This window comes from Psychrosphaera saromensis (assembly GCF_002954545.1).
GTDB lineage: Bacteria > Pseudomonadota > Gammaproteobacteria > Enterobacterales > Alteromonadaceae > Psychrosphaera > Psychrosphaera saromensis.
Genome location: NZ_MSCH01000003.1, coordinates 560,184 through 573,806 on the forward strand (window position 1 = coordinate 560,184; position 13,623 = coordinate 573,806).

General features: G+C 36.8%; 15 protein-coding genes. 8 read left to right on the forward strand and 7 right to left on the reverse strand.

The features are described from left to right. Nucleotides 1-169: 169 nt before the first annotated feature. Both BTO11_RS02525 and BTO11_RS02530 read left to right on the forward strand, forming a co-directional pair. The gene (locus BTO11_RS02525) at nt 170-442 is read left to right on the forward strand and encodes an EF-hand domain-containing protein (protein WP_105051104.1); all 273 of its coding nucleotides are present in this window, start codon (nt 170-172) and stop codon (nt 440-442) included. Nucleotides 443-492: 50 nt separating this feature from the next. Next, on the forward strand, nt 493-765 hold the full coding sequence (locus BTO11_RS02530) for an EF-hand domain-containing protein (RefSeq protein ID WP_105051105.1): 273 nt from the start codon (nt 493-495) through the stop codon (nt 763-765). Nucleotides 766-903: 138 nt separating this feature from the next. Here the strand turns inward: BTO11_RS02530 and BTO11_RS02535 are convergent, their stop codons facing one another. Together BTO11_RS02535 and BTO11_RS02540 are read right to left on the reverse strand one after the other, a co-directional pair. Beyond that, nucleotides 904-1,527 (reverse strand): hypothetical protein, encoded by a 624-nt coding sequence (locus tag BTO11_RS02535; protein WP_105051106.1) that lies wholly within the window; start codon nt 1,525-1,527, stop codon nt 904-906. 77 nt (nt 1,528-1,604) lie between these two features. Continuing rightward, nucleotides 1,605-2,036 carry a VF530 family protein gene (locus BTO11_RS02540; RefSeq protein WP_105051107.1) on the reverse strand — a complete coding sequence of 144 codons (432 nt, stop codon included), beginning with the start codon at nt 2,034-2,036 and terminating at the stop codon, nt 1,605-1,607. A gap of 405 nt (nt 2,037-2,441) precedes the next feature. Between BTO11_RS02540 and BTO11_RS02545 the strand changes: the two genes are divergently transcribed. The 6 genes from BTO11_RS02545 (at nt 2,442) to BTO11_RS02570 (ending at nt 10,195) form a co-directional block, all read left to right on the forward strand. Next, nucleotides 2,442-3,062 (forward strand): ANTAR domain-containing response regulator, encoded by a 621-nt coding sequence (locus BTO11_RS02545; protein WP_105051108.1) that lies wholly within the window; start codon nt 2,442-2,444, stop codon nt 3,060-3,062. Between the two features lies 1 nt (nt 3,063). After that, the gene (locus BTO11_RS02550; protein ID WP_105051109.1) at nt 3,064-4,149 is read left to right on the forward strand and encodes a CmpA/NrtA family ABC transporter substrate-binding protein; all 1,086 of its coding nucleotides are present in this window, start codon (nt 3,064-3,066) and stop codon (nt 4,147-4,149) included. A 328-nt stretch (nt 4,150-4,477) separates the two neighbouring features. Beyond that, a complete protein-coding gene (locus tag BTO11_RS02555; protein ID WP_105051110.1) occupies nt 4,478-7,246 on the forward strand; it encodes a nitrate reductase in 2,769 nt (922 codons plus the stop codon). Between the two features lie 11 nt (nt 7,247-7,257). Next, nucleotides 7,258-8,178 carry a uroporphyrinogen-III C-methyltransferase gene (gene cobA / locus BTO11_RS02560; RefSeq protein WP_105051111.1) on the forward strand — a complete coding sequence of 307 codons (921 nt, stop codon included), beginning with the start codon at nt 7,258-7,260 and terminating at the stop codon, nt 8,176-8,178. Between the two features lie 16 nt (nt 8,179-8,194). Next, nucleotides 8,195-9,175 carry a glycosyl transferase family protein gene (locus BTO11_RS02565; protein ID WP_105051112.1) on the forward strand — a complete coding sequence of 327 codons (981 nt, stop codon included), beginning with the start codon at nt 8,195-8,197 and terminating at the stop codon, nt 9,173-9,175. A 114-nt stretch (nt 9,176-9,289) separates the two neighbouring features. Beyond that, nucleotides 9,290-10,195 (forward strand): hypothetical protein, encoded by a 906-nt coding sequence (locus BTO11_RS02570; protein ID WP_105051113.1) that lies wholly within the window; start codon nt 9,290-9,292, stop codon nt 10,193-10,195. Between the two features lie 11 nt (nt 10,196-10,206). Here BTO11_RS02570 and BTO11_RS02575 read toward each other — a convergent pair whose 3' ends face one another. The 5 genes from BTO11_RS02575 to BTO11_RS02595 all read right to left on the reverse strand — a co-directional run bounded on the left by BTO11_RS02575 (nt 10,207) and on the right by BTO11_RS02595 (nt 13,329). Further along, a complete protein-coding gene (locus BTO11_RS02575) occupies nt 10,207-11,055 on the reverse strand; it encodes an NAD-dependent epimerase/dehydratase family protein (RefSeq protein WP_105051114.1) in 849 nt (282 codons plus the stop codon). Nucleotides 11,056-11,075: 20 nt separating this feature from the next. Next, nucleotides 11,076-11,372 (reverse strand): YkgJ family cysteine cluster protein, encoded by a 297-nt coding sequence (locus BTO11_RS02580; protein ID WP_105051115.1) that lies wholly within the window; start codon nt 11,370-11,372, stop codon nt 11,076-11,078. Between the two features lie 138 nt (nt 11,373-11,510). Then, a complete protein-coding gene (locus BTO11_RS02585; protein WP_105051116.1) occupies nt 11,511-11,840 on the reverse strand; it encodes a hypothetical protein in 330 nt (109 codons plus the stop codon). 68 nt (nt 11,841-11,908) lie between these two features. Then, entirely contained in the window at nt 11,909-12,799 is an 891-nt protein-coding gene (locus BTO11_RS02590; RefSeq protein WP_105051117.1) for a DMT family transporter, read from the reverse strand. Between the two features lie 119 nt (nt 12,800-12,918). Then, the gene (locus BTO11_RS02595; RefSeq protein WP_105051118.1) at nt 12,919-13,329 is read right to left on the reverse strand and encodes a GFA family protein; all 411 of its coding nucleotides are present in this window, start codon (nt 13,327-13,329) and stop codon (nt 12,919-12,921) included. Between the last annotated feature and the right edge of the window lie 294 nt (nt 13,330-13,623).

A 13,623-nucleotide genomic window follows, 5' to 3' on the forward strand; every position in this document is an offset into this window, starting at 1 on the left:
ACTAAATTGAAATATTTTAACTGTTGCTAATTGGCGACACAACCAAAGCTGCAAAATTCACTTTTCCTTTAAATATCAATAGGTTACAAGTTGGCACGTTGAGTGCAATATCCATTGTGATACTACACAAACCTACGGGTTTAATTTTAATAATAAGAAGGAAAATAAAATGTTTAATTTAAAAAATATCACTCTAGCTATCGTTGGTTCTTTAGTAGTTACATTCTACGCAAGTGCAAATGCACCAGTTACAACTAAAGTAGCTACTGCGCCAAAAGCAGACCTAGTAAAATTATTAAGCCAGTTTGATGCTGACAAAAATGGTTCATTAAGCAAAGCTGAAGTTGCTGCAAGCAATAACAAAACATTAATGGCAAATTTCGGCAACATCGACACTAACAAAGACGGTGAGTTAAGTAAGCAAGAACTTAAATCATTTTAATATATTGATAACTAACACATTTTAGTAAAAAAACAGAAAGGAAAATTAATATGTTTAATTTAAAAAATATCACTTTAGCTGCAGTTGCGTCTTTATTCGTTACATTCTACGCAAGTGCAAATGCACCTGTTACCGCTGAAGTAGCTGGCGCTCCAAAAGCAGACCTAGCTAAATTATTAAGTAAATTTGATACTGACAAAAATGGTTCATTAAGCAAAGCTGAAGTTGCTGCAAGCAATAACAAAACATTAATGAATAACTTTAACAGCATCGATTTCAACAAAGATGGTGAGTTAAGTAAAAGAGAACTTGAATCATTTTAATAGAATGATGAATGGCATACGTTAACTAGTTCGCCCTGGATTAAATGAACTAGCTAGCGACGTTATCTAATGTTAACCAGCTATTTCCCCGCACGGAAATAGCTGGTTTTTTTATAGTGAACTATGAATTTTATATCTTTACTGAACATCAATACCGTTCAAAAATTTAGCAATATCAATTTTATGCTTTTCAACTAACTTGCTACCTGTATATGCAAGATACTGAGTTGCACTTTCAGCGTCCGAGTAATAATAGCCAAAATACGTTATTTCCATACTCTTTACAGTGCCTTGCATTTCCATATAAATAACTTTCAAGCCATTTACATTTCTATACTCTTTTTTTATCACTTTCATATTAGGAGCTGCGGACTGTGCAGTAGAAAAAGCAATATTAACAAGCTCTTCAAGTTTGATCTCTATACTTTCTGTAATGATCATACCGTAAAGATCTGAGCCTTTAGAATATAGATTGTATTCAATAGCAGCTGAATCATTATTTTTCTTAAAGCTCCATTTTTTAGGATTGAGCCAAAAAGCTGAATTATTTGTCGAGCTTTTTAGTTTAAATGTAGAGTCTGGCTCTTTAATGAAATTTTGACTATTTTCTGTTAATTTAACTTCTTCAATTTCAGATTCGTAAGTCCATGTACCATTACTTTTTAATATCACCACATCACCATTATCAGTAATGGCTTTTTTATCTTCAGCTACCGCATTAAAAGTTATAATTACTAGCACTAAAACTAATATTAATCTCATATATATCCCTGTCTCTATTTTTAATTACTTTAATATTTCAGTAAGTTAGCAAGCCCATTAAAAAATTACAAACCCGTTCATTTCCTGCGGGACATTCCCCAAGGGTCTTCCGCTGTAGACGCCTTTTGTCTAATCGAACGAGTTAAATTGGCTTTTTGTTTGTTGTAACGTACACGTTCTGCATCTTCCAAGCTAAGTTCTCTTGGCGTTCTCGGTTTTTGAGTCAAAGGGACAATGCGATCACGTGGCGGTAATTCAAATTGAGTATCGTCAGGCTTTGGTAAGTTTTTAAGTTTATACATATAAAAACCTTCAACTTTCTCTAACGCCCACTGAGTTTTTCTTAAAAATTTACAACTAGATTCAACACTTGGATTAGTTTTAAAGCAGTTAATATTAATGTACGCAAATAGAATACTCCAACCATAGAAGTCAACAAGCTCTTCTAAAATCTGCTCTAATTTTTTACCGTGTAATGGATTGTTTTTGTATATTTCTTCGTTGCTCATGGGATATCGAATTACTGTTAATCTGTTAGATGGGTTCATTATAGTTTGTATGACTTTTTTAAGATAGTCGGCACATAGACTTACAGTGCCAAAAATTACAAAAACGGCTTAGAACAAGTCACTTTTATCAGACATTTTATATTGATGATTGTTAAATCTATAACGGGAATAATTAAACACCTTGATCTTTATAAGAAAACATTTCACTATCATTGTGCATTTTTTAGCTAACTTCCGTTTACTTTTAGTCAAAAATAGCCAATTATGCAGATTCAAATGCAAAAAAAACAATGTAAATCAATGGTTAATGCAACTTAGATATAACATGCGCGTTTATGGCTCTATTTAATTTCAGCCATAAAAAATCTACAACAAGTAGTGTAATAAAGGGTTTAGTTTATTCATATGTCTGTACAACAACTATCATCCACGACAGCAAAATTATTAACTGTCTTAATTATTGATGACAATATGGATCGAGCGTTAACGTTTGAAACTGCGTTAAAAGACACCCCTTATTTAGTAAAGCATTTAGCTCATACGAGTGTATCCCTGTTAAAAGAAGTAGAAAATACTGAGCCAGATATCATCCTCATTGATATTGAATCACCAAACCGCGACACAATTGAAAGCTTAAGTACCATATCAGCCTTTAATCCTAAACCTATCGTGATGTTTTCAGAACAAGATCAGCCTGACTTAATGCGTGAGTCGATAAAAGCAGGCGTTAGTGCTTATGTTTCCGGCGATACAAATCCAGATCGTGCAAAATTCATTTTAGATGTTGCTGTCGCAAGATTTAATGAACACCAAGGTCTTAAAAACGAATTATCCGATGCTAAACGCCAACTAGAATCCAGAAAGTGGGTTGATCAGGCAAAAGCATTATTGATTGAAAAACAAAATATGACCGAGCAAGAGGCCTATTCCGCCATCCGAAAAATGGCGATGGATAATGGCCAAAAAATGGAAGATGTCGCAAAAAACCTTATCTCCATGATGCAGTTAATGGGTGGAGCAAAATAACATGACTACACAGAACCGAACGTTAGAACAAACTGAATTAAACATAGGCATAGTTGCACTTACCGATTGTGCACCACTGGTTATGGCCAAGCATTTAGGTTTCTTTAAGCAATGGGGACTTGATGTCAACTTACACATCCAGCATTCGTGGGCAACCGTTAGAGATCGTTTACACGCAGGTTTATTAGACGCCGCACAAGTATTAGCTCCTATGCCCTTTGCGAGTACGCTAGGATTAAATGGTGCAAAATGTGATGTTATTAACGCTTTCAATTTAAGTATGAATGGCAATGGCATTACAATTTCTGTTGCCTTATTTGACCAGATAACAAAACTGAACCATGGCGAAGAACCGTCATTACCTCTTGATTCATCATGGATAAAACAAGTTGTAATAAACAGACAAAAAAATGGTGAAGCTAAGTTACGTTTTGCTGCCGTTTATCCATATTCTTGTCACTTCTACCAACTAAGAGATTGGTTATCTTTAGCTGGAATCGATGTTGATAATGACATTGAGATTATCATTATCCCGCCAACTGAAATGACAACCTCACTAGAAAAAAATGATATAGATGGTTTTTGTGTTGGTACGCCTTGGAATACCAAAGCTGTAAGAGCAGGCATTGGCGCAACCGTGATCACCTCATGTGATATTTGGCATGAAGCACCAGAAAAAGTATTAGCTGTAACTAAACAGTGGCAACAAAAAAATCCAAACACGTTTTTAGCTATGTTAGCCGCGGTACAACAAACCTGTGAATGGTTAGATTCCATTGCCAACCGATTTGAAGCAGCCAGAGTGCTACAAACGTACCTAGATGAATCTTTAGATGTTATAGCGCCATCGCTAATTGGTAGTTGTTTAACCACCAAAGACGGCGCACCTAGAAGTATCCCAGCTTATAATCGCTTTATAAGTAAAGACGCGAACCTACCACAATTAAGCCAAGGCAGAGTTTTATTGGACAAGATGGTTTTAGCCAATCAATTGCCAAAAGACTTTACACAAGCAATGAAACAACAACTTCTAAAAGACGTTTACCGACCTGACTTATACCAAGAGATGTTAAATTTAAGAAGGTAGATGACCCAATTAGGTGACAATAAATAATAATCATGGACGATTAGCACCAACAGTGTGCAAGTAAAATCCCCCTACATTTACTGCATGAAAAATAAGATCATTAATAACAAACAGTTAGCCTAATTAATTGATTTATTTGTTACTGGCATATAACTTGTTACTTAATATTCATCGCCGAATAATCAATTACCTAATAAAAGCATTATTCGTTATCAGCTAAGAGTTTTAAAACTCTATATCACTAGCTCCTCAATGTAGAGGTAAAAACTAATTAAACAAGCAAAGGCGCTTCCTGAAAAGGTTGTCGCCTTTTTTTTGTGAGTAAAAAATGACCCAACAATTTGAACAAAAAACAATTAGATCAAGTTGCCCATATTGCGGGGTAGGTTGTGGCGTGGATATCACCACCACAAATGGCATTCCAAGCGCCGTTGTTGGTAGCCCAAATCACCCAGCTAATCTTGGCCGTTTATGCGTTAAAGGGTCAAACTTAATTGAAACCATAGATCACGATGGACGCTTATTGCATCCTATGATTGATGGTAAACAAGTAGATTGGCCACAAGCAACTCAACATGTTGCAGAAAAGTTCAGTCAGATCATTGATGAATTTGGACCTGACTCTGTCGCTTTTTATGTATCCGGACAAATCTTAACGGAAGACTATTATATTGCCAATAAACTGATGAAAGGTTTCATTGGTTCAGCCAACATAGATACTAATTCACGCTTATGTATGTCTTCGGCAGTAGCTGGTTATAAACGTGCATTTGGCTCAGATACCGTTCCTTGTAGTTATGAAGATTTAGACCATACCGAGCTTTTAGTCTTAGTAGGCTCTAACGCAGCCTGGACACATCCGGTTTTATTTCAACGCATGGAAAAAGCCAAGCTGGCCAATCCTAACGTCAAGATCATCGTTATTGATCCAAGACGTTCAGCCACGGCAGAGTTAGCAGATGCTCACTTACCGTTAAAAGCAGGCAGCGATGTGGCTTTGTTTAATGGCTTATTACATTACTTAATTCAGAACGACGCAATAGATAACCAATACATAAATGCTCATTGTGAAGGCTGGGCAACAACAGCAAAAGCGGTTGCAAGTAGTGACTTAACAACAACCGCTTTATTATGTGATTTAACAGAACAAGAATTGGAGCAGTTTTATCAGTTATTTGCTCAGTCAAAAAGTAGCGTTACTTTCTACTCTCAAGGGGTTAATCAATCTAGCCAAGGTGTAGATAAATGTAATGCCATAATTAACTGTCATTTAGCCACAGGTAAAATTGGAAAATTGGGTTCTGGACCTTTTTCTATCACAGGACAACCCAATGCCATGGGTGGCCGTGAAGTAGGTGGCTTAGCCAATATGTTAGCCGCACACATGAATATTGAAGACAAAACTCACCGTGATTTAGTACAAGAGTTTTGGCAGTCTCCCACTATTTGTCAAAAGTCAGGGGCTAAAGCCGTCGACTTATTCGATAAAATTAACTCAGGCGAAATTAAAGCAGTTTGGATCATGGCAACCAATCCGTTAGTCAGCATGCCCAACAGAAACGTGGTGGAACAAGCACTTAAAAAATGTGAGTTTGTTGTGGTATCTGATTGCATGGAAAAGAACGATACGCTTACCTATGCAGACGTTAAATTACCTGCCACGACTTGGGGTGAAAAAGACGGAACCGTTACCAACTCTGAACGCAGAATCTCTCGTCAAACAGGCTTAATGGCCGCTCCTGGTGAAGCCAAACATGACTGGCAAATTATTCGTGATGTGGCTCATAAAATGGGCTTTACTGAGCACTTTAATTATCAACACTCTGCCGACATATTTAAAGAACACGCACGTTTGTCTGGTTATAAAAATGGCACTGATGGTTATGCCGTCCGTGACTTTGATATTTCAGCTTTATCTCAATTATCACTTAATGAATACAACCGACTAACGCCTATTCAATGGCCGGTTAATAGTACTTATCCTAATGGGCGTCAGCATATTTTTGATGATGGGAAATTCTATACACCATCACAAAAGGCGCAATTTATAAATGTAGTAGCGCAATTACCGCAACAAATACCAAATGTTGAATATCCATTTATTTTAAATTCTGGCCGACTAAGAGATCAATGGCACACTATGAGTCGGACAGGGAAATCTGCCGCCTTAGCCAAAAATGTAAAAGAACCATTTTTATTTATTCGCCCGGAAGAAGCAGAAAAATTAGGTTTAACTAAGTCTGACTTAGTTAAAGTAGCCAGCCCTTATGGTGAAGTAATACTACCGCTGCAGTTTGATAAAGGTTTACAAACAGGTAACTTATTTGCGCCGATTCACTGGAGCCAGTTAACCGCGCCAACCGCCAATATCGCTAAATGTTTTGGCTCTTTTGTTGACCCTATTTCGGGTCAACCAGAATGTAAATTCACTGTGGTTAAAGTCGAAAAATATGAAACCAAACAATTTATCCAATGCTTCTCTACCTCTGAATTTGAACCGCAAAGTGACTATTGGGCCAAAGTAAAAATAACCTCAGGTTTTGAGTATATTTGTGCAACGTCTAACTCTATTGATTTGGCCATAAATTGGTGTCGTGAGCATAACCAGGTGTCTGGTGATTGGAGTTATTTTGAAAACAGTCAAAGTGGCATTCGTACGGTACTTTGTATCAAAGAAAACAAACTGCAATTTGCTGCATTTTTAGCAGACTATAAACCAGAGATAAATGCCGATTGGGTAGAAAGTTTATTTGCTCAACCAAGTGTTACCGTTGAACAAATCAACCGTATTTTACGTGCCGACGTAGAGCAAAATTTCTTAAACGGTAAAACAATATGCAGTTGTTTCAAAATTGGTGAAACGCAAATTATAAATGCCATTGTTGATAACAATGACAATACAACTGAGTTGTTAGGTAAACGACTTAAGTGCGGTACTAACTGTGGTTCATGTAAAAGTGAATTGAGATCGCTGATCAACGAATACGGGCAAAACAATAGCCAAACAACTAACTCGCTATCTACAAATAAAAATATCAGTAATAGTGTGGCACAGCAAAATGCCAAATTAGTTCAAATCCCAATTACAGAAATATAGGCAGGTACATTATGTTTAATTTAACGTTTAACTTATCTCATTTAGCAATGTTTCGTTTAACTGCGCTGCGTTCAAATATGTTCCGTTTATTTAGCTTTGACTTAGCAAAAGAACAATTAAAAAAGGCTCGTGCTGATAAAGCTAAATTAACTAAACCAGCTAATTCTATTGGTCATGTACATTTAGTTGGCTCAGGTCCTGGTGATGCTGAATTATTAACACTAAAAGCTTACCGTTTATTACAAACGGCTGACGTTGTTATGTACGACTGGTTAGTCAGTCCTGAGATCGTGAATATGATCCCTAAGAATGTAGAGAAAGTATTTGTTGGTAAAAAATGTGGGCGTCATAGCATGACGCAAGATGAGATTTGTCAGTTGTTATCTGAACGCGCGCTTGCTGGGCAAGATGTCGTACGTTTAAAAGGTGGTGACCCATCTATATTTGGCCGAGCAGCAGAAGAAATTGAGCATCTACAACAGCATAATATAGACTTTGCGATTGTACCCGGCGTAACAGCAGCATCTGGTTGCGCAGCCTGGTCTGGTATTCCTTTAACGCACAGAGATTGTGCGCATTCGGTTCGTTTTATTACTGCACATTTTAAAAGTGACGAGATTGCGGCTGATTGGAAAAACTATGCAGAATCTAACGATACTTTGGTTTTTTACATGGGCTTAAATAAAGTAAAACACATAGCAGACAATCTGATCTCGTACGGAAAAACAGCGACAACCCCAATGGCGATCGTTGACCAAGGCACCACAAACAATCAAAAAACCTACATTTCTAACTTGGCTGATATTGAACAAGTATTAAATAGTGAAAATATTATTGGTCCTGCTTTGATTGTGGTCGGCGATGTTATAAATTACCAAGCTCAAGTTAATATTGATTTGCTTCATGCAAAGTCAACACACGCTGCGGCGTAACGGTAAAACAATAAAAATGAATGAATTTTCGCAATACATAAAGCTAATTGGCAAAGGTAAAAATGCGGGTAAATATTTAACCATGGAGCAGGCCTACAGCGCCTTTTATCTATTGTTAAAAGGCCAAGCTGAACCTGAACAAATTGGTGCTTTTTTAATGTTATTGCGTGTTAGAGAAGAGTCTGCTGAAGAACTCGCTGGATTTGTTAAAGCCACCCGCGAATATACACCAACGCCAGTACAACAAATCAATGTCGATTTAGACATGGGCTGCTACGCCGGAAAACGTCGCCATTTACCTTGGTTTTTATTAGCCATGTTATGCCTTGCTCAATCCGGTAAGCGGATATTTTTACATGGCTGTAAAGAGCCAGACTCAAATAGACTGTACTTGCCCGACGTATTTAAACAGCTAAACATACCAATTTCACAAACCGCAGCACAAGCCAATGAGCAATTGGATAAAACCAATTTTGCTTATATGGATTTAGAACAAGTAAACCCTAAGTTAAATCACTTAATTCAAATGCGTCGTTTGTTTGGACTGCGCTCGCCTGCTAATACTTTAGCCAGAATGTTAAACCCAACATCAGCAACCTATAGTTTTCATGGCGTATTTCATCGTCATTTTGATGAAAGGCATATTCAAGTCGCTAAATTATTAGGCGACAAACATGTATCTTGTATTCGTGGTGAAGGCGGAGAAGTGGAAGTAAATCCTGAACGAGGATTTATCCAACACTTAGTTAATAATAACGACATATCCAGTAATGAGTTTCCAACCTTACTACCTAACTGGCAAATAAAACCAAGAGAACTTGAGCCTTTAGAACTAAGAAAATGTTGGACTGGTGAATTGCAATTTGAATACGCACAACAAGCTATTGTTGGCACAATTGCCACTTACTTAACCTTGTTGGATTCTATTAGTGTTGAACAGGCATTACAGCAAGCTGAAACTATGTGGTTAAATCGCAATACCTCCTTTGAATTTTAGTAATTTGAATTAAAGCCGTGATATTCGCTAAATAATCTTCTTTCATCTATATTTACTGGACGATTTTTAACCTTGCTTGTTTATCTCAGCGCGAGTCACTGATATTGGATGCTTATGAGAATCTTATTTATTAGCCTGTTTAACTCATCCGTTTTATATATTCTAGTATTTAGCTTATTAGCTTCAACTCCAGCCATCGCATTAGATAAAATAAAGGTCAACAAGGGCCAATCAGAAATAGATATAAGAACTGGATACACCTACGACATTTTAAATAAAGCATTGGCTATTGGTGTTGATAAATTTGGTCCTTATGAAATTGAGGTTGCTGGTTTCTCCATCCCTAATCATCAAACATTAAAAGAGCTCACAAGGGGGGAATTCATCAATGTTGCCATGGCTTTGTCCACCGAAGAATGGGAACAAAACAGCATACCAGTTCGTATTCCGCTAAGACGTGGTATTTTTAGTTATCGTTTATTAGCCATCAATAAATCCAACGCAGAAGTGTTCAATAATATTAATACCCCAGAGCAACTTAAGCAGCTCACCATAGGCCTGCGAAAAAGTTGGCGAACACGTGAAACATTCAACGCATTAGGTTTTACCATTTCCGACGCCTATTCTTATGACTCTATTTTTGCCATGTTAGATAAAAATAGATTTGATTACATACCTAGAGGCATACATGAAATATACGATGAGATTGAGATCAGAAAAACCTCATTCCCAAACCTAGCTGTTGAGCCAAGATTAGCCCTACATATTCCCGCACCTTTTTATATGTTTGTATCAAAAACCACGCCGCAAATAGCTGAGCGTTTGTCATGGGGATTAGAAGAATTGGTCAAGCAAGATATTTTAAAAGACACTTTTGAACAATATTATGGGGAACATATTAAAAAAGCAGATTTGGAAAACAGAACCATTATTCACTTAGGTAATCCGGTATTACCAAGTAAAACACCACTGGAACGAAAAGAGTTATGGCACTCATTTTCGATACCAGAAGATCAATAGCGCTTAGCTAATTAACAAACATCACGACTAAAATCGATAGCCATTACATCGGGATAAACAAACTGATAATTTAGTCTAGCTTTCACTTTAGCGTTATCAATAACCTTAAATGCAGGTGTTGAATTCGTTTCACACTGAGCTGGTTCTACGCCCAAAGATTTGGCAGCGTGAGTATAAAACTCTTGTTTATTTGGGTGAGTATCTGAGCAAACGTTAAAGTCTTCCGACCAAATATCTTCATTTATTATCTGACAAATAATATTAAGACAATCATCTCTGTGAATAAGATTCACTTTAGCCTGTGCATTTTTAATGGTTTTACCGTTACGGAAAAAACGACCTGGATGACGTTCATAACCAATAAGCCCACTAAAGCGGATCACCGTAGTATCAAATGAATTTGATTGCTTAAACAACCACTCTATTTTCGATAATGGATGTTCAGCAGACTCTAACTTGTCTGACTCGGAAATCACGCCGTTATTATCTGGATAAACTGATGTAGAGCTAATAAACATCACATGTTTAATTGGCGACTGTTCAATTTTTTCAATTAACGCTGCAAATGCAGGGATATTCTTATTAGTGATATTAACAACTAATACTTCAGCGTTTAAAAAATCAGTAACATCACTCGATAGGTTTTCTATATCGACTAAAAACGCCGATAAAGCTTTAGCCTTAATTTGGGTGTTAGTGTCCATGTCAGTGTTAATGTCAAAGGAATGTTTTCTTTGCTGTGAGCGTGTGGAAAGGTTAACACTGGCACCTAATTGAACAAGCTCTTGCGCAAGTGGATAACCTAGCCAACCGCCACCTAACACACTAATTTTACGACCTATCATCTTGCTAACACTCATGCTTTATATTGCTTAAGTAACTAATCATTGCGCTCTTCCTGACACTCAAACGATCCCATTTCAAATTCTCGGCAAATTAGCGGACGAACTTCATAAATGCTGCACATATGGGTGTCTCGGTCTAACGCAGCACACCAACCATCATCGAGTCTTAGCATCACTTCAGAACCCCATTTGTCGGTTTTAATGTAACGTTCTGGCACGCCAGTTTCTGTGATCAACATCACTTCCAACTTGCAACAGTTAGCTCGGCAAGTGGAACAAGTTACATCTGGATTTATCTCAGATATATCTTCTATTGGGATCAAATCGGACATGAGCTAACGTTTCCTAAAATAAATAAAGTGATGAATTCACCTACAATCATAAATGAGTTTAATCGACAGATTAAAGTCTCAGGACTATGCCACAACGCAGCTAGATCCCATATGACTAATTGCCTTATCGCCTTATCGCTAGTCTTGAGTCAGTACAACTGACATTGAACATTCAATGTGCTTTAACATGTCACTGACAATTTTAGGTACTTGTTGATTAACATCAACCATTTCCATGTTGACCATTATCGAAATATCACAGTCATCCAATGTCAGTTGTTGCTTGATATAAAAATCAATAATATCGTTAAGACTCATTGGCGTTAAAGGCACCATGCCTATGTATTGCTTTTTCTCTTCTACCTCAATGCAATAAGCATCCATCAACTCTTTATTTAGAGTAAAACTCTGCATACGATTAAGTGATAAAAAACGAAACATCACTTGGACTGAGCTTGCTACATTCATTTAATACTGCCTGTTATATTGTCCATATAAACCTTATCTATTTTATACCTGCAACCACAAAGAAAAAATCAAGACTTGGTATAATAACGACGCCCCATTATCACTATTAAAATACCGCCGAGAACTAATAAAGACGAGATAACTAACCTAATAGAAATTGGTTCGCTAACAAATAACACGCCACCAATAGCCGCTAATATTGGCACCAAAAGTTGTATCACAGCAGCTTGAGTCACTGATATATCTTTAAGTACTAGATACCAAAGTGCATATCCCATAGCAGAGGTAACAGCTCCCGATAAGACAGCATATACCATGCCCCACTCAGTAATTTTGCTGTATTCAAAAGTGAGTAAAATCAACACAAGTACAAAAGGAATCGTGCGTAGGAAATTCGCAGTCGTATCCATTATTGGCTGCTTAGAACCTCTCCCCAATAAAGTATAAATCGCCCATGCGATACCAGATAAAGACATTAAGATAAAACCTAATAAGGACGGCGTTGATAAGCTAGGCATAACTAAATAAATCACACCGAAAAAGGCTAACGCTATCCCGAACCATTCTGCAAAATGTAATTTATTACCGTACAACGCACCAACAATGATCATTGTAAGTTGCACTAAGCCAAATAAAATTAATGCCCCAGTACCCGTATCTAACGATATATATCCATAAGAAAACGTAACCGCATAAACAAATAACATTAAACTGGCTAACCAGGTTTTTAACGAGTTTTGTTTTTTAAATTGCTGCACAACAGTAACAACATTACCTTTAACTATAATGAGACTGATAACGAGCAAAGAAACAATGCCAGACAACAGGCGTATTGATGTAAAACTTGAAGCATCAATTAAACCTTGCCCCAAAGCCAGACGACACAAAACTGAATTTCCAGCAAAAGCGATTAACGCAAAACTAATAAAGGCGAGTAACTTAACGGTTTGAATAGGCATAATTAACTTAAGATATTGTGACCAATTGGGTTAATTCTTTAACCCTCAATTGGTCTTACTGATATGAACACGAGTAATTCATTTACTCTGCTACTGGCTTTTATTATGAGTGCTTAAACTTACTCAGGGTAACGGGCGTATTTATTTGCGGCTTGGCCTTCATCCAACCAACAGCTTTTTTCTTGCCAAAATATATTAGCTGACGGACGTATTTTTGGATCTTCATTTAAGTAACCGGCAGGGATAGCCAATGTAGAACCATCTCGGCTTAAATAAGGTACTTGTGAACCACAAGCAGTACAGAAACTATTACTAAAACGTATAGCATCGGGTAAGTCATAACGTTTCACTAACTCTTGCCCTGACACCCATTCTATTTTATCTGGGTCGGTAAAAATTAATGAAGCAAATGCAGAACCGGTTTTTTTCTGACAACGGTCACAATGACATTGGTAAAATCTTTTAAAAGGCCCAGTTACTTTACTAACAACCTGACCACATAAACAACTTCCACTAATAGTCTCACTCATAAAATCTTACCTACTCAGTTAAAACTCAAACTTAGTAACAATTATTCGTTACCCGTATATATACCTAAGTAGCTAGACTATCGAAGTAAACTTCACTTGCCAAACTTTTTATACCAATTGGTATTAATATTTTATTTGATTTTACTAAGAAATATTTGAGTGGAGGCTTATACAAAAAAACAATGATGAACAAAGGTCATATTGAAATTCGTTATAAAAGCCAATAAACTGAACAACAGTCATATTATTACTGACCATTATTCATAACAAACTATCTAATTGATATTAATAAAT